At 59.8% G+C, this 18154-nt stretch carries 16 protein-coding genes; 10 read left to right on the top strand and 6 right to left on the bottom strand.

Annotated elements, in window-relative coordinates:
* The 3 genes from AARI_RS13290 to ccsB are packed head-to-tail and all read left to right on the top strand — an operon-like array spanning nt 1 to nt 3444.
* Nucleotides 1–756, top strand: a complete 756-nt coding sequence (locus AARI_RS13290) for a cytochrome c biogenesis CcdA family protein (protein WP_013349797.1) — start codon at nt 1–3, stop codon at nt 754–756.
* Nucleotides 756–2384 carry a cytochrome c biogenesis protein ResB gene (gene resB / locus AARI_RS13285; protein WP_013349796.1) on the top strand — a complete coding sequence of 543 codons (1629 nt, stop codon included), beginning with the start codon at nt 756–758 and terminating at the stop codon, nt 2382–2384. Before AARI_RS13290 ends, resB begins: the two co-directional genes overlap by 1 nt.
* Nucleotides 2377–3444, top strand: a complete 1068-nt coding sequence (gene ccsB / locus AARI_RS13280) for a c-type cytochrome biogenesis protein CcsB (protein ID WP_013349795.1) — start codon at nt 2377–2379, stop codon at nt 3442–3444. Before resB ends, ccsB begins: the two co-directional genes overlap by 8 nt.
* Before the next feature lie 195 nt (nt 3445–3639).
* Here ccsB and AARI_RS13275 read toward each other — a convergent pair whose 3' ends face one another.
* Entirely contained in the window at nt 3640–4089 is a 450-nt protein-coding gene (locus AARI_RS13275; RefSeq protein WP_013349794.1) for a PLD nuclease N-terminal domain-containing protein, read from the bottom strand.
* Nucleotides 4090–4142: 53 nt separating this feature from the next.
* Here AARI_RS13275 and AARI_RS13270 point away from each other — a divergent pair, with 53 nt between their 5' ends.
* Complete coding sequence (locus tag AARI_RS13270; protein WP_013349793.1) at nt 4143–4433, top strand: DUF4229 domain-containing protein; 291 nt, start codon at nt 4143–4145, stop codon at nt 4431–4433.
* 135 nt (nt 4434–4568) lie between these two features.
* On the opposite strand, the gene AARI_RS13265 is transcribed toward AARI_RS13270, so the two are convergent.
* From AARI_RS13265 to AARI_RS13255, 3 genes are all read right to left on the bottom strand, one after another.
* On the bottom strand, nt 4569–5453 hold the full coding sequence (locus AARI_RS13265) for a 1,4-dihydroxy-2-naphthoate polyprenyltransferase (RefSeq protein WP_013349792.1): 885 nt from the start codon (nt 5451–5453) through the stop codon (nt 4569–4571).
* Nucleotides 5454–5529: 76 nt separating this feature from the next.
* The gene (locus AARI_RS13260) at nt 5530–6657 is read right to left on the bottom strand and encodes an AMP-binding protein (RefSeq protein ID WP_013349791.1); all 1128 of its coding nucleotides are present in this window, start codon (nt 6655–6657) and stop codon (nt 5530–5532) included.
* Between the two features lie 28 nt (nt 6658–6685).
* Complete coding sequence (locus AARI_RS13255) at nt 6686–7657, bottom strand: 1,4-dihydroxy-2-naphthoyl-CoA synthase (RefSeq protein ID WP_404813035.1); 972 nt, start codon at nt 7655–7657, stop codon at nt 6686–6688.
* A 176-nt stretch (nt 7658–7833) separates the two neighbouring features.
* On the opposite strand from AARI_RS13255, the gene AARI_RS13250 reads away from it, so the two are divergent.
* The gene (locus AARI_RS13250) at nt 7834–9273 is read left to right on the top strand and encodes an amino acid permease (RefSeq protein ID WP_013349789.1); all 1440 of its coding nucleotides are present in this window, start codon (nt 7834–7836) and stop codon (nt 9271–9273) included.
* Between the two features lie 82 nt (nt 9274–9355).
* Here the strand turns inward: AARI_RS13250 and AARI_RS13245 are convergent, their stop codons facing one another.
* On the bottom strand, nt 9356–10783 hold the full coding sequence (locus AARI_RS13245) for an MFS transporter (protein WP_013349788.1): 1428 nt from the start codon (nt 10781–10783) through the stop codon (nt 9356–9358).
* Between the two features lie 336 nt (nt 10784–11119).
* Between AARI_RS13245 and AARI_RS13240 the strand changes: the two genes are divergently transcribed.
* The 3 genes from AARI_RS13240 to AARI_RS13230 are packed head-to-tail and all read left to right on the top strand — an operon-like array spanning nt 11120 to nt 14014.
* A complete protein-coding gene (locus AARI_RS13240; protein WP_013349787.1) occupies nt 11120–12343 on the top strand; it encodes a thiolase family protein in 1224 nt (407 codons plus the stop codon).
* A gap of 1 nt (nt 12344) precedes the next feature.
* Nucleotides 12345–13139 (top strand): enoyl-CoA hydratase/isomerase family protein, encoded by a 795-nt coding sequence (locus tag AARI_RS13235; protein ID WP_013349786.1) that lies wholly within the window; start codon nt 12345–12347, stop codon nt 13137–13139.
* A 2-nt stretch (nt 13140–13141) separates the two neighbouring features.
* Nucleotides 13142–14014 carry a 3-hydroxyacyl-CoA dehydrogenase family protein gene (locus tag AARI_RS13230; protein WP_013349785.1) on the top strand — a complete coding sequence of 291 codons (873 nt, stop codon included), beginning with the start codon at nt 13142–13144 and terminating at the stop codon, nt 14012–14014.
* 80 nt (nt 14015–14094) lie between these two features.
* Here the strand turns inward: AARI_RS13230 and AARI_RS13225 are convergent, their stop codons facing one another.
* Entirely contained in the window at nt 14095–14997 is a 903-nt protein-coding gene (locus tag AARI_RS13225; protein ID WP_013349784.1) for a serine protein kinase RIO, read from the bottom strand.
* A gap of 140 nt (nt 14998–15137) precedes the next feature.
* On the opposite strand from AARI_RS13225, the gene AARI_RS13220 reads away from it, so the two are divergent.
* Together AARI_RS13220 and paaZ are read left to right on the top strand one after the other, a co-directional pair.
* On the top strand, nt 15138–15860 hold the full coding sequence (locus AARI_RS13220; RefSeq protein WP_013349783.1) for a tyrosine-protein phosphatase: 723 nt from the start codon (nt 15138–15140) through the stop codon (nt 15858–15860).
* 115 nt (nt 15861–15975) lie between these two features.
* Nucleotides 15976–18099: a phenylacetic acid degradation bifunctional protein PaaZ gene (paaZ, locus tag AARI_RS13215; RefSeq protein WP_013349782.1), complete on the top strand. Its 2124-nt coding sequence runs from the start codon at nt 15976–15978 to the stop codon at nt 18097–18099.
* Nucleotides 18100–18154 lie beyond the last annotated feature (55 nt).

Raw genomic sequence — 18154 nt, 5'->3', positions numbered from 1 at the left:
GTGACCACTAATCCATTCGCCGACATCGTCCTGGACGGGTCGTTGCTCCTTGCCGCCCCGGTGGCATTGCTGGCCGGATTGGTCTCCTTCCTTTCGCCCTGCGTACTACCGCTGGTGCCGGGCTATCTCGGCTATGTCACCGGGCTGACCGGCGCGGATCTGAAGGAACACCGCCGTGGCCGCGTGGTTCTGGGCGTATTGCTGTTCGTCTTGGGATTCTCCGTGGTGTTCATCGCCGCCGGAGTGCTCTTCAGCCAGGCCACCGCATGGCTGAAATTCAACGGCTCTTGGGTCACTCAGGCATTGGGCCTGGTGGTGGTCTTCATGGGCATCGTGTTCATGGGCGGCTTCTCCTGGATGCAGCGCGATCGCAAGATCCACAAGCGCCCACCAGCAGGATTGTGGGGAGCCCCGGTACTGGGCTTGACCTTCGGGCTGGGCTGGGCACCGTGCATCGGACCGACCTTGAGCGCGGTATTGATCATGTCCACTGGCGTGGATGCCAACGTTGGACGCGGAACCCTGCTGACGGTGTTCTACTGCCTGGGCCTGGGATTGCCCTTCATCCTGATCGGGATGGGAATGCAACGCGGCATGCAGGCACTGGGATTCTTCCGCAAGCATCAACTTTTCATTATGCGTTTGGGCGGGGCGCTACTCATTGCCCTGGGCGTGGTCATGGTGACCGGCCTGTGGGGTACGTGGGTCGCAGAACTGCAAAACTGGTTTGCCAATGAAGTGAGGTTGCCAATTTAATGGCGAAACAACAACGGAAGTCCAAGGGGAGCGGTGACGCGCCTGCCTTGGGATTCGTCGGCTCCCTGCGCTGGATCTGGACCCAGCTGACATCGATGCCAACAGCATTGTTCTTGCTGTTGCTGCTCGCGGTCGCTGCGGTACCCGGCTCCATTTTCCCGCAGCGCGATGCAAACCCTGAATCTGTCGCCCAGTACCTGGAACAGCACACCGTCGCTGGCCCATGGCTGGATCGATTCCAGATGTTCGAGGTGTACTCCTCGGTGTGGTTCTCCGCGATCTACATCCTGCTGTTCATCTCGCTCATTGGCTGCGTCGTCCCGCGTGTGAAGAAGCATGCCAAGGCACTGCGCACGCCGCCGCCACGCACCCCTGCTCGGCTTGAACGCCTGCCGCAGTACGAATCGCACGAAATTCTTGAAGGCGAAACGGACACCCCAACCGATACGCAGGTCATTGAGGATTCCTTCAAGATCCTGAAGAAGCGCGGCTACCGCGTGGAACGACGCAGTGATGCAACCGGTGAATCGGTTGCCGCCGAACGCGGCTACACCCGGGAAATCGGTAACCTTGTCTTCCACATTTCCCTGATGGGAGTGCTCGCTTCGGCCGCCATCGGCGGAGCCTATGGCTACACCGGCCAGCGCGTGGTGGTCGAGGGAGAAACCTTCGTCAACTCGCTGGTCAGCTACGACTCCTTCACCCCAGGCACCGGATTCAACGCCGATAACCTGCCGCCTTTCGCGGTGACCCTGGATAAATTCGACATCATCTTCGACCGCGAATCCGAAAGCCACTTCGGCCAGCCGCTGGACTTCACCGCCCACGTCACCGTGCGCGACTCTGCTGATGCTCAGCCTGAAGAGGACGACCTGAAGGTCAACCACCCGCTGCGTATCAGCGGAGGCGATGTGTACCTGGTCGGCAATGGCTACGCACCGGTGATCACCGTCAAGGATGGCAAAGGAAATGTTTCCTATTCCGGTCCAGCGGTCTCGATTCCCCAGGATTCGGTCTATACCTCGATGTTCGTCTTGAAAGTGCCAGATGCTGAACCTTCGCAGCTGGGCTTCCAAGGCTTCCTGCTTCCCACCGCGCTGGTGGATGAAAACGGATTCGGCATCTCTGGGGATCCCAATGCCATCAACCCGCAGCTTCACCTGAACTCCTACTTCGGAGACCTCGGCTTGGACGATGGAAATCCGCAGAACGTGTTCGTACTGGACACCGACAAGATGGATCCGCTCAACAGCCGTGATCTGGATGCCGGCGGCATCATCCTCGAAGCCGGGCAGACCTACGAACTGCCAAACGGCAAGGGATCGATCACCTTTGACGACCTGAAGCGCTACGTTGCGCTGGACATCAACTACGACCCGGGAAAGCTGCCAATCGGCATTTTCTCCGGTCTGGCACTGATTGGCTTGGCAGTCTCGCTGTTCACCCCGCGTCGCCGCGTTTGGGTAAAGCTGAAGCATGAAAACGGCAAGCGTACTATCGAATATGCAATGCTGGCACGTGGTGAAGATCCACGCCTGGAACGCGAAGCTGCAGAACTACAAAAGATCTTCGACAAGGCTTGGCCACTGGCCAGCCAGGAGCAGAACCAAGGAGCAGTAAATGGGTAACGCCGGGGCCTTAGCGCCCATCAATGAAACGCTGGGTGAATACAGTCAGCTGTTCATGCTGCTGGCCGCCATGGTCTATGGCGTAGTCTTCATCATTTTCGCTTTGGACCTGGCCAAGACCAACAAGTCCATCAGCGAAATGGATTCCGAAGCGCTCAAGCGTGATGAGGAACTGCTGGTCAGCGTGGGCAGCAGCGCAGTGGGTGGCAAGGGGCGTTCACGTCGCACCGCTGTGCAGCGTGCAGATAACGTCGGTGAGCACATCGTGACCGACAAGATGGAATACACGCAGTTCTCGGCCAAGCGCCCCACCGCGCGCATCGCCGTGGTGCTGATGTGGCTGGCAGCAGTCCTGCACGGCGGGGCCGTCATTGCCCGTGCGGTGGCCGCAAACCGTGTGCCATGGGGCAACATGTACGAGTTCCTTTCCACCGGTGCTTTCGTGGTGGCCTTCGTCTTCCTGATTGTGCTGTTCTTCAAGGATCTGCGCTTCCTGGGCTCGTTCATCTCCGGCCTGGTGACCTTGATGCTGTGCGGTGCGACCATCGGCTTCCCAACTCCAGTTGGCCACCTGGTTCCAGCCCTGCAGTCGCCATGGATCGTCATCCACGTATCCATCGCCGTGCTGGCCTCGGCACTGTTTGCCATCAGCTTCGCCATGAATGTGCTGCAGCTGGTGCAGCACGCCCGCATGAACCGCCTGGCTGCCGGCCAGAGCGACAAGCTGCCATTCATGCGCGTGGTGCCAGGTGCCGGTGCACTGGAGAACTTCGCCTACCGCATCAACACCATCGGCTTCGTGATGTGGACCTTCACCGTGATTGCCGGCGCCATCTGGGCTGAAGCCGCGTGGAGCCGCTACTGGGGCTGGGATCCGAAAGAAGTCTGGTCCTTCGTGATCTGGGTGGTCTACGCAGGCTACCTGCACGCCCGCGCCACCGGTGGATGGACCGGCCCGCGTTCGGCCTGGTTGTCGATCATCGGCTTCCTGTGCGTGATCTTCAACTTCACCATCGTGAACATTTTCTTCGACGGCCTGCACTCCTACGCCGGCGTCTAAGCCAGTTCAACCCCGCACGCAGCGAGCGTTTCCCCTTCCTTGGGGAAACGCTCGCTGCGTGCGTTAACGGCCCTTGTGCACCGCCTGGAGCGCTGCGCAGCGCATGGACGGTCTGACGGCTGCACCCGGGGTACAGCAAAGCCCAGCAGGCGCTGTGCTGCGCTGCTGGGCTACAGGCTGGATGCTTAGAAGAAGCTAGGGTGTCTCGGTGTCCGCGGCGCCGTTCTCGGTGCCCTCGGACTTGTTCTTGCGTTCAGGGTCTGCAGTGGGCTCGGTGGCCTCAGGCTTGGCTGGACGCTTCGTTTCAGGCTTCGGCTTCTGCTCGCCATCTTTGAGTTCTTGCTCACGTGCAGCCGCCTCGGCTTCACGTTGCTGCTGTCGACGCCAGACCTCAAGCTGGCGAAGGAAATCCTCGTCATCATCTGGAGCCATGGACTTGGTCGCCGTGGCAGCTTGGGCGGCAACCGGACGGCCCAAAATGAACCACAATCCGGCTCCGATCAGCGGAAGGAGAATGATGACCGCGAACCACGCAGGCTTAGACAGCGAACGAACGCTGCGGTTATCAGCGCGTGCGCATTCGATCAAGGTGTAGATCATCAAAGCAACCGAAACCACTGCGGCGAAAATTAAAATGCGGACCATGCCTCCATTCTAGTGATATTCCTGTTCACAGGTTCATCGGTAGACTTGAGACTATGCAGTTTGTGAAATATACCGTTATCCGTTTGGGCATTTTCCTCGCCGTTTTCGCCGGCCTCTGGATGGGTCTGAAGTGGCCAATCTTCGTTTCCGGAATTATCGGCCTGATCGTGGCCTTCGCGGTGGCCTATCTTTTCTTCAACAAACTTCGTCTACAAGCGAACGAAGACGTCCGCAAGGCCTTCAATAAGACCTCGGCGAACAAGACCAAGATGCAGCTGGCTGATGAAGCCGTTGAAGATGAATTCGACGAATCCCAGCGCAAGCACGGTCCGCAGGCCAACTAACTTGCCGTGCGCGGATTTGCCACGAACTGTACCCACGCCAGCAGCTCTGGCGGGATGAACTTTTAAAGGCCTTGGGCTGGCCGGATCAGATGATCCGGCCAGCCCAAGGCCTTTTTGCGCAGTGTTCGACGGCGGCTAAGCGAAAACCTCGATGACGATAGCCAAGGCGAAGAGCAGGGCGTACACCATGTTCACGATGCCGGTCTGCTTGAGCACCAGCACCAGGTTGGACAGCTTCTGCTCACGCAGCATCAGCAGCGATGGAGCCACCGCAGGGATGAAGGTGATCAGGATCAGCCACATCCATGGGAAATTACCGGTGGCCAGCAACGGCAGCAAGATGGCCAGGGCCAGCATCAGCACGTAGCTCAGGCGGGCATTGTGTTCACCCAGGCGGACCGCCAGGGTGATCTTCCCGACCTCTTTATCAGTGGGTATGTCCCGGACGTTGTTGGCCATCAGCAGCGCGCAGCCAATCAGGCCGGTGCCGATAGCTCCCCACAGGGACGTGAAGGTCAGCTGGTTGATCTGGGTGTAAGTGGTGCCCAAGGTGGCAACCAAGCCGAAGAAGATGAAGACATAGATATCGCCCAGGCCACGGTAGCCGTAAGGGTTCTTGCCGCCGGTGTAGCCCCAGGCAGCGAAGATCGCGGCAACTCCAACCAGCAGCAGCGGCCACGCCGAGGAGAGCACAACCAGAACCAGCCCGCAGATCGCGGCCAGGCCGAAGCAGCCGAAGGCGGCGTTGCGTACGTTCTTCGGTGCGGTGAGCTTGGAACCGGTCAGGCGCAGCGGGCCCACGCGTTCATCATCGGTGCCGCGGATGCCATCGGAGTAGTCGTTGGAATAGTTCACCCCTACCTGCAGCAGCAGGCCCACCAGCAGGGCCAAGACGAAACGGAACCAATGAACGGTTTCTGCTTCACCGAGCGCAGCCGCGGTGCCAATGACAACCGGGGCAATGACGATAGGCAAGGTGCGCAAGCGCGCTCCAGAAACCCACTGGGAAAGTGTGGCCACTTTCTGTCCTTTCAAGGGCAAATAAAAACTCGTACCCTCTAGTTTCCCGCGATTAGGCGTGCAAGGCGAATCGAGGCTAGTCGCGGATGCCTAGTTCCTCGATGACTTGTTGCCGGTTGAACTTGCCATTAGGCAGCTGCGGCAAGCCCTGGGGGTAGTGCCGCACGTGCTTGGGGACCGCTTCCTTGCCCAAGGTCCGGCGCACCGCATCGAAGGCCTCGGTGGTGCTTGTCGGCCCGGAATAAGCCAAGCCGACGCTTTGGCCCCATTGCGTATCGGGCACCGGAACCACCAGGGTTTGGGAGAAGAATTCTTCGAGCAGCCCTTCAATTTTCGATGCTGAGAGCTTGACGCCTCCGGAATTGATCACATCGTCGATGCGTCCAATGATTTTCAGCCGCGCACCGTCAACGGTGCCCAAATCATCGGTGAGGTACCAGCGGGTTCCATCGCGTTCGACGAAATGCTCGGCCGTAGCCTCGGGCGCATTGGCATAGCCATCGGCCAGCATCGGCCCGGCGACCCAGATGCGTCCATCATGTTCTGCCAGGGTGACCCCGGGCAGGGCCGCGCCGTTGTAGACCAATCCGCCGGAGGTTTCCGACGAACCGTAGGTTTGGAAAATCTTCAGCCCATGATGGCGGGCTGAGACCAGCAGATCCTTGCTGGCCCGCGCACCGCCAAGCAGGATCGCGTCAAAACGCTTCAGCGCCTGCAAGGTCTGCGCGCTGGGCTGATCCAGCAGCCGGGCAAGCTGGGTGGGCACCAGCGAGGTGATCCGGCGTGTGTCGATCATTTCATTGGCTGCCGCGGTGAAGGCGGTGGCCGAGAAGCTGCCGGTCGTGTCCATCACCACCGGCTTGGTGCCAGCGAACAAGGAACGGGTCAGCACGCTCAAGCCGGCGACATAGTGCACCGGCAAGGCCAGCAGCCACTGGCCTTCAAAGCCGAGGAACTCGGCCGTGGCCTGCGCACTGGATGCCAGCGCCGAGACGCTGAGCACCGTGCGCTTGGCCCGGCCGGTGGAACCGGAGGTGCGCACCACTGCCATGGGCTGCTCGAAGCCCGGCAGGTCCGAGGCCGCAAGGTACTGGATGCGCCAGCCGCGGGGGCTGGACTCATCGGCCAATACCTCAACGGCCGGGCCCTCGTCGTTGGCCGCGTCGGCCAAGGCTGCCAGCAGTTCTGCTAGTTGTGCGTCCATATCCGGTTCTCGTTCCTTCGCCGACGATTTAGAAGTAGTAAGGGTAGTTGGACCAGTCAGGGTCGCGCTTGCCCAAGAACGCGTCGCGTCCTTCCACTGCTTCATCGGTCATGTAGGCCATGCGGGTGGCTTCACCGGCGAAGACCTGCTGCCCGGCCAAGCCGTCATCGGCCAGGTTGAAGGCGAACTTCAGCATGCGGATGGCCTGTGGCGACTGGCGGGCAATATCTGCCGCGTATTCCAATGCCACTTCTTCCAGGCGCCCGTGCTCCACCGATTCGTTGACCGCACCCATGCGGACCATGTCGTCGGCCGAGTATTCGCGGGCCAGGAAGAAGATCTCGCGAGCGGTCTTCTGCCCTACCTGGCGGGCCAGCAAGGCTGAACCGTAGCCTGCGTCGAAGGAGCCGACGGTTGCGTCGGTCTGCTTGAACTTGCCGTTCTGCTTCGAGGCGATGGTCAGGTCTGAGACCACGTGCAGCGAATGCCCGCCGCCGGCGGCCCAGCCGTTGACCACGCACAGCACGACCTTGGGCATGGTGCGCATCAGGCGCTGGACTTCCAAGATGTGCAGGCGTCCGGCACGGGCCGGGTCGATGGACTCGCGGGTCTCGCCCTCGGCATAGCGGTAGCCGTCGCGGCCGCGAATGCGCTGGTCCCCACCGGAGCAGAAGGCATGTCCGCCGTCTTTATCCGATGGACCGTTGCCGGTCAAGATCACGGTAGCGACATCGCTGGTCATCCGTGCATGGTCCATGGCCCGGTAGAGCTCATCTACGGTGTGCGGGCGGAAGGCATTGCGCACCTCTGGGCGGTCGAAAGCGATGCGCACGGTAGGCAGGTCTCGCACGATGTTTCCCTGGGCGTCACGCTCCACCTGGCGGTGGTAGGTAATGTCGGTGAAGTCGAAGCCTTCAACCAAGCGCCAGCGCTGTGGATCGAAGACATCAGAGACCTTCTTGGGCAAAACGGAATTATTCAGGCTACTCACCCTATGCATGCTAGTCGGTTTCGTGCCGAACTCTAAGAAAGCAGGCGTAGACTTTTCACGGCTTAAGACGCAAATGGGCGCGATATTTCCGCCGCCACGCTTCAGCCCGCCTTTTGGATCACGGGATTCATTTCACGATTTTTGTACCGGTTCAGCCTCTGGACCAGTGAGTCAGGAGTTCATCTATGCCATCTGGAGTGCATCACCGGGAAGATGCAGAAATCAGCGCAGAGGGTTATAAGAAATCCCTGAGTCGTCGCCACGTCCAGATGATCGCCATTGGCGGAGCCATTGGTGTGGGATTGTTCATGGGCTCCGGTGGCCGGTTGGCATCCACCGGTCCGGCCCTGGTGCTGTCCTATCTGGTAGCCGGTGCACTGGCCTACCTGCTGATGCGGGCGTTGGGAGAGCTGATCATGTATCGGCAGACCTCCGGATCCTTTGTCTCCTACGCGGCTGAGCTCTTCGGTCCCAAGGGCGCTTTCGTTTCCGGCTGGATGTACGTGCTGAATTGGATCATGACCGGCATTGCGGAGCTGATAGCGATTGGCTTGTACTTCCAATACTTCTTCCCGAATATGCCGGTCACCGTTTCGGCGTTCTGCGCGTTGCTGCTGCTGGTGGCAATTAACCTGTTCAGCGCCAAGGCCTTTGCCGAATTTGAATTCTGGGCAGCGTGCATCAAGGTCACCGCGATTATCTTGTTCCTGGCGGTGGGCATCTACATGGTGGTGACCAATGCGCAGGTAGGGGAGCACACAGCATCGGTTTCCAATCTCTTTATCGGAGACGAGAATGGCCAAGGTGGCTTGTTCCCTCGCGGCTTCTTTGTCAGCATCCTGGTGCTGAACTCGGTGATCTTCGCCTACAACGCCATTGAACTGGTGGGTATTGCCGCCGGTGAGATGGAGAACCCAGAAAAGGAAGTTCCCTCTGCGATCCGCGCCGTAGTAGTCCGCATCCTGGTCTTCTACGTAGGCAGTGTTTCGCTGTTGGCCATGGTGCTGCCCTGGCATGAATACGAATCCGGGGTGAGCCCGTTTGTGACTGTCTTCGAGAAGATGGGGCTGGGCTGGGTTGGCAGTGCGATGAACTTGGTGGTCATCACCGCCGCGCTGTCTTCATGCAATTCCGGGTTGTACTCCATTGGACGCATTCTGCGCACCATGAGCGGGAACGGGCATGCTCCGCAGTGGCTGTCGAAAATGAACAAGCATTTTGTTCCTTCCGCCGGCATCATTACCGTGGGCGTGGTTTACCTGGCCGGGGTCATCTTGAACATCTGGCTTGGTGAATCCTTCGCCTTCGACCTTGCGTTGAACACCGCCTCCATCGGCGTGCTGTTCACCTGGGCTTCGATCTTCGGCTGCCAGCTGATGCTGCGCCGCAAGAAGGGCGCGGTGTCGTCACTGCCCATGCCAGGCTCTCCGGTTACTGGTTGGGTTGGCCTGGTCAGCTTGCTGATCATCACCGTGCTGATTTCCTTCGATACCCTGACCGGAGAAAATGGTGAGGTCTTCCCGGTAGGGCTCTACACCATCGCCACGATTCCGCTGTTTGCCGTGGTGCTGTGGATCGGCTGGCGTTTCGCCCGCAAGCATGCCAAATCGAGCACCAATTTCTAAGCGGGGAACCAACTCGCCTGAAACAGCCAAGGGGCGCATCTGCATAATGCAGATGCGCCCCTTGGGTGTTGTGTTCGAGTGCTTAGGAGGTTCGGGTTTCATCCTGCTTCACTGCAGCGAGGATGCCGGTGTCCAATGCATCGGGGATCTCGGTGCCGCGCAGCGAAGCACCTGCGGTTTCCGGCATGAACTTGATGGCGATCGCACCAATGACACATGCTGCCATCATGTAGATGGCTGGGAAGAGCAGGAAGCCGGTGGCATTGATCGCTGCCTCGTTGACCATGGCTGCGGTGCCACCGAAGATCGCCGTAGCGATGTTGTAGGTGATGGCAAAGCCTGCGAAACGCACATGGGAAGGGAACATGGCCGGGAAGGTTGCGGTAATCGTGGCTAGCTGTGGAATATAGAGCAGGCCCAGTACTGCGAAGCCGACAATGGCCAAGGCGAAGGACTGGCCCATCAGCCAGAACATTGGCAGCGCCAGCACGAACAAGCCGATCACCGAGGCGTACCACATTGGTTTTCGCCCGACCCGGTCAGAGAGCGAGCCGGCAAATGGAATGACCGCCATCATCGCTACCTCACCAATCAAGATGGTGGCCAGCGAAGCGTTGGGATCCAATCCCAGCTGGGTTTCCAGATAGGTAGGCATGTAGCTGAGCAGCGTGTAGTTCACGACGTTCAGTGCGATGACCAGACCGGTCATGGTCAGCATCGGGCGCCAGTAGGTCATTACCAGTTCCTTGAGCGAACCGCCCTGCTGGGCTTCGCCGGCTGCTTCGATCTCCTGGAAGACAGGGGTGTCCTCCAGCTTGCTACGCAGGTACAGGCCGATCAGGCCCATTGGCAATGCGAGGAAGAATGGAATACGCCAGCCATAAGCCATCATGGCTTCTTCGCTGAGCATCACTTGCAGGCCAAGCATCACGGCCGTACCCAAGGCGAAACCGCCCAAGGTGCCGAATTCCAAGAATGAGCCGAAGAATCCGCGCTTGCGGTCCGGCGCATATTCTGCCATGAACGTGGCCGCACCGCCGTATTCGCCGCCGGTGGAGAAGCCCTGGACCATGCGCAGCAGCACCAGCAGAATTGGTGCGGCGATGCCAATGGTTTCAAAGGTCGGCAGTACGCCGATGAGGAAGGTGGCCAGGGACATCAAGATAATGGTCAACGCCAAAATCTTCTTGCGTCCCAGCTTGTCGCCCAGTGGGCCCCAGACCAGGCCGCCAATCGGGCGGACCAGGAAGGAGAGGGCGAAGGTGGCCAGAGCCATGAAGGTGCCGCCCTCGGTGGGGAAGAAGTGGGCGGTGATATAGGTGACGGCTACGGCGTAGACACCGTAGTCGAACCATTCTGTCATATTACCCATGGCCGAAGCGGCGGTGGCCTTGCGTACTTCTTGCCGGCCTTCTTGGGTGTTCATGTCCGGACCAATGTCATGGTCAAGGTCTGGAGTGAAATTATGGGTATTCGTGTTGTCGTTTGGCTGGCTATTTTCCGGTTGCATCGCTGCTCCGTCGTTTTCAGCTTTCCGTCGACCGATCGTCCCAAGGCCAGGAAGTAATTCATCGCCTTGGCCGCGGTCCACGATCTGGGATTTTCCCAGAGTCCGTTAAGTACCAGAGGGTATTCGAATCAATTTCTAATATCAACCACTGACATGGAATCGATTGGACACCGCGTGGGATAAAAGGCAATTAGAACAGCCAGGAGCAGCCCGGATGGCCAAGGGTTGAAAAAGTGCAATTGTGAAAATTTGCTGACCCGCGACTTTATTATTGAACGAATGGTCGGTAAGTTTAGGTGTTGAGAGTCACTTACCACTTTGGCATAAGGAGCACAGATGACCGAGGCATTTCTCGTTGGTGGAGCACGTACGCCGGTAGGCCGTTACGGCGGAGCGCTCAGTGCTGTGCGCCCCGACGACCTGGCCGCAGTGACCATCCGCCGTGTCATTGAAGACGCAGGGATCGATCCGGCACACGTGGATGAAGTGATCTACGGAAACGCCAACGGCGCCGGCGAAGAGAACCGCAACGTGGCACGCATGGCAGCCTTGCTCGCAGGCCTTCCGGTGACAGTCCCCGGGATAACCGTCAATCGCCTATGCGCCTCGGGCATGAGCGCCATTACGATGGCCAGCCATATGATCAAGGCAGGAGCTGCGGACATCGTGATCGCCGGCGGCACCGAATCCATGTCGCGCGCCCCCTGGGTGATGGAAAAGCCATCCAAGGCCTTCGCCAAGCCAGGAGCAACCTTCGACACCTCCATCGGCTGGCGCTTCACCAACCCGCAGTTCCTCTCCGGCGAATACTCGCGTGATGGCAAGGCCACCTTCTCCATGCCGGAGACCGCTGAGGAAGTCGCCCGCCTCTACAACATCTCCCGCGAGGAGTGCGACCAGTTCGCCATGCAGTCCCACGAAAAGGCCATCGCCGCCATTGAAGCTGGCCGCTTCGTCGATGAAATCGTCCCGGTGACCGTCAAGCACCGCAAGGGCGAGAGCATCGTGGACACCGATGAAGGCCCGCGCCCCGGCACCACCATGGACGTGCTGTCCGGACTGCGCCCGGTCGTCAAGGGCGGCAGCGTAGTTACCGCCGGCAACGCCTCCACGCTGAACGACGGCGCCTCGGCCATCCTGGTGGTTTCCGAACGCGCCCTGAAGAAGTACGGGCTGACCCCGCGCGCCCGCATCGTCGATGGCCAGGCCGCCGGCCTGGAGCCGGAAATCATGGGCATGGGCCCAGTTCCAGCCACCCGCAAGGTGCTGGAACGTGCCGGGCTGGGCATCGAGCAGATCGGCGCCATGGAGATCAATGAAGCCTTCGCCAGCCAGTCGCTGGCCAGCATGCGCGAACTCGGCGTCGACCAAGAGATCGTGAATCGCGACGGGGGAGCCATCGCATTGGGCCATCCGCTGGGATCCAGCGGTTCGCGCATCGTGATCACCCTGCTGGGCCGCATGGAACGCGAACTGGTCTCAGCGCAGCGCAAGCTGGCGGTCGCCACCATGTGCGTCGGCGTGGGTCAAGGCTCGGCCATCTTGCTGGAAGGAGCCTAAAGTGGAAAGCCTCGATAGCGAATTCCAGACCCTCAAGGTCAGCGAAACCGATGATCGACTATGGGTCCGGCTCCACCGGCCCGAGGTGCGCAATGCGATCGACCAGGCGATGGTCGACGAACTGCATGCCGTCTGCGATTACCTGGAAAGGAATCCCAAAATCCTGATCTTGGCCGGCACTGCCAGCCAAGCGCCCAGCGCCGCGAATCCCAAGGGGAGCAAGGGGATCTTTGCTTCCGGTGCCGACATTTCGCAGCTGCGAGAACGCCGCCGCGATGATGCACTCGCCGGGATCAACTCTGGGATCTTCGATCGCGTCGCCAAGCTGCCGATGCCCGTGATCGCCGCCCTTGACGGATTTGCTTTGGGCGGGGGAGCAGAACTGGCCTACGCCGCGGACTTCCGCATCGGCACCGAAGAGCTGCGCATGGGCAATCCCGAAACCAACCTCGGCATCATCGCCGCGGCCGGCGCGACCTGGAGGCTCAAGGAGCTGGTGGGTGAACCGATGGCCAAGGAGATCCTCCTGGCTGGCAAGGTGCTCACCGGCCGGCAGTGCCTGGAAACAGGACTGATCACGGAAATGCATCCGGCCAGCGAACTGGATGCGGCGGCTGAGGCGCTGGCTGATCGCATTGCGGCCCAGGATCCCTTGGCTGTGCGGATCACCAAGTCGGTATTCCACGCTCCGCGTGAAGCCCATCCGGCCATCGACACTTTGGCCCAGGGGATGCTGTTCGAATCCCAAGCCAAGTTTGAACGCATGCAGGCATTCCTTGATCGAAAGAAGAAGTAACCATGAGTGCAACCAATGAAATTGTGATGGGCCAGCTGCCTAAGTACAGCGGAGTACTCGGCGGCGGCCGCATGGGCGCGGGAATCGCCCACGCCCTGCTGACCAGTGGCAGCACGGTGGTTGTCGTTGAGCGCGATGAGGCCTCTGCGCAGGCTGCCTATGAGAGGGTCGCCGAGTCCGTCGACAAGTCCATCGCGCGCGGCGTCGTGTGCGAATCCAAAGATGAGCTCATGCAGCGTTTCTCGGTGAGCACGGACTACGAGCAATTCGCCACCGCTCAATTGGTGATCGAGGCAGTTCCGGAAATCTGGGATTTGAAGGTCTCCTCGCTGCAGGCTGTGGAGCAGGTGCTGGACGCCGAGGCCGTGCTGGCCTCGAATACGTCCTCCCTGTCGGTCAGCGGGCTGGCTAAGGAACTGGCTCGGCCCGGCAAGTTCCTCGGGCTTCATTTCTTCAACCCGGTGCCCGCCTCGACGCTCATCGAGGTGGTCATCGGCGAGCAGACTGATAAGAACCTGGTTGATGCATCGCGCAGCTGGGTACAGGCGCTGGGGAAGACCGCCGTGGTGGTCAATGACGCTCCGGGCTTCGCTTCTTCGCGCCTGGGCGTGGCAATCGCCCTGGAAGCCATGCGCATGGTGGAAGAAGGCGTAGCCAGCGCCGAAGACATCGATAATGCCATGGTCCTGGGTTACAAGCACCCGACCGGACCGCTGAAAACCACCGACATTGTCGGCTTGGATGTGCGCCTGGGAATCGCAGAATACCTCCATGAGACCTTGGGTGACCGGTTTGCTCCACCGCAGATCCTCAGGGATATGGTGGCCGAGGGCAAGCTGGGGCGCAAGAGCGGCCAAGGCTTCTACAGCTGGTAGGAAACCCGCCATATAACCTTCAGCGACAATGGCCTCCGCCGGTCAGGAATGACTGGCGGAGGCCATTGTCCCTCTGGATCCTAGAAGAGATGTCCTAGCAGTGAAGCAAAGAGCTCATCTGGATCATGTGACAGTCCCTTGGAATCAAACCACTCGCACAAATTGACGCAGTCGCGGTGCAAGAAGTCCATGCCTTGCGGATTGCCCGCCAAATCCACGCACTGCGGAACATCGATGACCACTAGGCGCTCGCCGGAAACCAGGAGGTTGTAGGCGGACAGGTCGCCATGGGCAATGCCCAATCCAGCGAACTTCTCAAGGGCGTCAGTGAGTTGATCCCATAGTGCGGGAAGCCGTGGATCAAAGCGCGCAAGCTGTTGCAGGCGGGGTGCTGCCGCCAGCGAATTGTCCGGGTCGGCAATGAATTCCATGAGGATTTCGGTGCCGTCAATCTGTACCGGATACGGCACCGAAATGCCGGCTTCGTAACAGCGCAAGAGGTAGGTCCATTCCGCGTTGGCCCACTGCAAAGCGGCGATGTCCCGGCCGTAGGCGGAATTGTTGCTGATGGCTCGATTATCGCGCGAGCGCCGGGCAGACCTGCCATCGCTATAAGCTTGCGAACGGCTGAATTGCAGGTGGTCGCGGGAGCGATAGCGTTTGGCGGCCAGTAAGCTTGAGCGCTCCTGTGTTGCTCGTTCCAACAGGAAGACGTCGCCTTCTTTGCCGGTTTTGAGGATGCCTAATTCGGTGTCTACGGCACCGGCGTCCTCAATCAGCCATAGCGGGTATGGTTGCGGCCCGCGCATGCCCTTTTCGATAAACGGCCAGGTGGAGTAGCGCTGGCCAGCCGGTGGCTCATCCGAGGATGATTCGTTCCATACGGGCTTGTGCCTGCGGAATTTGAGTTTGGTATCTGCGTCAGCGAAGTTGGACGAGGTTACCTGTGAGCTGGTGGTTGGTTCTCCAGCAGGAAAATGCATGGGGATAAGTCCTTAGAAAAAGAGATCAATGACCGGGAACGGCGGTAGGCAATCATCGTTACCCCTCCTTCAATAGACTGATTGGCAGTTGCCAATGAGTAGAACTCTACAACAGAGAATCAATATGTTGCAATGGGTAAATGAGCCAGGGCCTGAACTATCAAAAGCAAAGCGGAGATCTGGAATGGGAAGGATCCGTGAATGCGCGGCATATTTGCGGAGCCTTTTATCGAATGGGTCGCCACGAGTGGCTTAGTGCCCGGGGCTGGCAGCAAATGCACGAGGGCGGAGTCAGCAAAGTCGTGGACCTGCGCAACCCCAACGAGATCCGCCGGCGGGAGCATGACCCCGCCGTACCCCAGGCAGCGTTCTCCGGCATTGAACTGGTGAACCTGCCGCTGGAGACGCCCGGCAATCCGAGGTTCGAATCGATTGCCGTGCCATATATGAATCACACCGCCATGTACAGGTTGGTGTGCGAAGAATTCGGCGACCAACTGCGTGCAGTCTTCGAGAATTTGGCGAACTCCCAAGGGTCAACCGTGATCCACTGTTCGGCAGGCCGCGACCGCTCCGGCTTGATTGCCACCATACTGCTGGATCTCGCAGGTTCCCGGGATCAGATTCTCGTCCATGATGAGCTGGCGGTGCGGGGTATCAATGAATGGCGTCGTGTCTCGCCGCGAAAGCATCCCTACGAGAGCTATCGGGGTGAAGAAGAGCTGCGGGAAATCATTCAAGAAAGAGCCACGGCCCTGTCGGAATTCTGTGCATGGCTTGGTACGGCCCGCTCCTATCTGCTGTCCCAGGGCATGAGCGAGGAGGGGCTCGATCACCTGAGTGATCTCGCACGGAATTCCTGAGTAGCGGGCGGGGTGGAGAATTCTCGCGAACAACAATTTGAGGTGTTCCCGGTCACGCTCTTGCTGGTAAGGTTAAGGTTAATACTGACCGACCGTTCAGGAAGGAATTATGTCGATGTCGACAAAACAGATCAGCGTGGTACCCAGCTTTATCGCCGGAGAATGGCGGACCCCGCAGTCCGAGGGCGGAACAGAAGTCCGCGACGCCAACACCGGAGAACTTCTAGCCACTGTCACCAATGACAAGCTGGATGTTGCAGCGGCGGTGGACTATGGCCGTGGCACCGGGCATCAGGAGCTGGCCAAGCTCTCCTTGCATGAGCGCGCACTCAAGCTCAAGGAACTCGCGCTGTATCTGAACGAGCGACGCAAAGACCTTTACGAGATTTCCTTCAAGACCGGGGCCACCAAAATCGATTCCATGGTGGATATCGATGGCGGAATCGGTGTTCTGTTCACATTCTCATCCAAGGGCCGCCGTGAACTTCCCAATAGCAATGTCATCCTGGACGGGCCAACGGAACCGCTGAGCAAGGACGGCTCTTTTATCGGCACGCATATCTACACCGCAATGAGTGGTGTCGTTGTGCAGGTCAACGCGTTCAACTTCCCGGTATGGGGCATGCTCGAAAAGTTTGCCCCGGCGTTTATCGCTGGTGTTCCCACCATCGTCAAGCCAGCGACTCCAACGGGGTACCTCACCGAGGCAGCCGTGAGGATGATGCTCGAATCAGGCATCCTTCCCGAAGGGTCCCTGCAGCTTCTCTCGGGATCAGCCCGCGACCTGATGGACCACCTCGACTACCGTGACATGTTCGCCTTCACCGGCTCGGCCGCCACGGCCAGCAAGCTGAAGTCCCATCCAAATGTCATCGACGGGGGAGTGCGCTTCGCAGCAGAAACCGACTCCCTGAACGCGGCCATCCTCGGCCCTGATGCAGAGGAGGGAACAGCGGAATTCGAGGCCTTCGTCAAGGTCGTCGTCACCGAGATGACCTCCAAGGCCGGCCAGAAATGCACCGCGATCCGCCGCAATATCGTGCCTTCCCATCTGGTAGAACCGGTCATTGCCGCCATCGGCCAGCGAATCGAGCAGCGGGTTGTCATTGGCGACCCCCGCGTCGAGGGCGTGACCATGGGTGCCTTGGCTTCCCTGGAACAGCTGGCTGATGTGCGTGCTGCAGTGCAGGACATGATTGACGCTGGTGGAGAGCTGGCCTTTGGCCGCCTGGATGCCCCAGCCGTACGCGTGGCGCCAGAACGCGACGCCGTGGCCGAATTCGGTGCCTTCATGTCTCCGGTGGTTCTGCGATGGGCCGATGCCCGCAACCCGCTTGTGCACTCCCGCGAGGCGTTCGGACCGGTCAGCTCCGTCATCGGCTACGACAATCTTGACGAAGCCGTGCGGCTGGCCGCCATGGGTGCAGGGTCGCTGGTAGCCACCGTGTGCAGCAATGACACCGACACCGTGCGTTCACTGGCCCTGGGAATCGCCGCCCACCATGGCCGCGTGCACATCCTGAACCGGGAAACCGCGCGATCAACGACCGGTCACGGTTCACCAGTGCCACACCTGGTCCATGGTGGCCCAGGGCGCGCCGGCGGCGGCGAGGAGCTGGGCGGAATCCGATCAGTGAAGCACCATATGCAGCGCACTGCCGTTCAGGGCTCGCCGAATATGCTCACTGCGCTCAGCGGCGTCTGGCATGCCGGTGCTGAACAGCGCCTGGCCGGATGCGAAAAGTTCGGCGGCCAGGAGCAATATACGCACCCGTTCCGCAAGTCGCTGGCCGAGCTGCAAGTAGGCGATGGCTTCGCCTCTGATCTGCGCGTAGTGAACCTTGAAGAGATCAGCGAATTCGCCAAGAAAACTGGCGACACCTTCTACGCCCACACCGATGCAAAGGCAGCCGAAGCGAACCCGTTCTTCCCGGGAATCGTCGCCCACGGGTACCTGCTCGTGTCGTGGGCTGCCGGCCTCTTCGTAGAGCCAGCGCCGGGGCCAGTGTTAGCCAACTACGGATTGGAATCCCTGCGCTTCATCACCCCGGTGGCTGCCGGAGATTCAATCCGCGTGACCCTGACGGCCAAGAAAATCACGCCGCGAGTCACCGATGAATATGGCGAGGTCGCATGGGATGCGATCTTGCACAACCAGAATGATGAGATTGTCGCGACCTACGATGTCTTGACCTTGGTGGAGAAAGAAAACCTCACCTACGCCAACTTCGAAGGCTAAAACGCAACTTCAGCAAGGGTGGATGCCGTCAACCACGGCATCCACCCTTTTGCGT

The organism is Glutamicibacter arilaitensis Re117 (assembly GCF_000197735.1).
In the GTDB taxonomy this organism is placed as follows: domain Bacteria; phylum Actinomycetota; class Actinomycetes; order Actinomycetales; family Micrococcaceae; genus Glutamicibacter; species Glutamicibacter arilaitensis.
The sequence above is the reverse complement of the archived record's forward strand: the minus strand, read 5'-3'. Positions and strand labels throughout refer to the sequence as shown.

What these genes read in the sequence shown, in the direction of transcription:
- AARI_RS13240 (WP_013349787.1), top strand. Translation starts at nt 11,120, where the DNA reads ATGACCGAGGCATTTCTCGTTGGTGGAGCACGTACGCCGGTAGGCCGT.
- ccsB (WP_013349795.1), top strand. Translation starts at nt 2,377, where the DNA reads ATGGGTAACGCCGGGGCCTTAGCGCCCATCAATGAAACGCTGGGTGAA.
- AARI_RS13250 (WP_013349789.1), top strand. Translation starts at nt 7,834, where the DNA reads ATGCCATCTGGAGTGCATCACCGGGAAGATGCAGAAATCAGCGCAGAG.
- AARI_RS13270 (WP_013349793.1), top strand. Translation starts at nt 4,143, where the DNA reads ATGCAGTTTGTGAAATATACCGTTATCCGTTTGGGCATTTTCCTCGCC.
- AARI_RS13260 (WP_013349791.1), bottom strand. Translation starts at nt 6,657, where the DNA reads ATGGACGCACAACTAGCAGAACTGCTGGCAGCCTTGGCCGACGCGGCC.
- AARI_RS13225 (WP_013349784.1), bottom strand. Translation starts at nt 14,997, where the DNA reads ATGCATTTTCCTGCTGGAGAACCAACCACCAGCTCACAGGTAACCTCG.
- AARI_RS13245 (WP_013349788.1), bottom strand. Translation starts at nt 10,783, where the DNA reads ATGCAACCGGAAAATAGCCAGCCAAACGACAACACGAATACCCATAAT.
- paaZ (WP_013349782.1), top strand. Translation starts at nt 15,976, where the DNA reads ATGTCGACAAAACAGATCAGCGTGGTACCCAGCTTTATCGCCGGAGAA.
- AARI_RS13220 (WP_013349783.1), top strand. Translation starts at nt 15,138, where the DNA reads ATGAGCCAGGGCCTGAACTATCAAAAGCAAAGCGGAGATCTGGAATGG.
- AARI_RS13255 (WP_404813035.1), bottom strand. Translation starts at nt 7,657, where the DNA reads ATGCATAGGGTGAGTAGCCTGAATAATTCCGTTTTGCCCAAGAAGGTC.
- resB (WP_013349796.1), top strand. Translation starts at nt 756, where the DNA reads ATGGCGAAACAACAACGGAAGTCCAAGGGGAGCGGTGACGCGCCTGCC.
- AARI_RS13230 (WP_013349785.1), top strand. Translation starts at nt 13,142, where the DNA reads ATGAGTGCAACCAATGAAATTGTGATGGGCCAGCTGCCTAAGTACAGC.
- AARI_RS13275 (WP_013349794.1), bottom strand. Translation starts at nt 4,089, where the DNA reads ATGGTCCGCATTTTAATTTTCGCCGCAGTGGTTTCGGTTGCTTTGATG.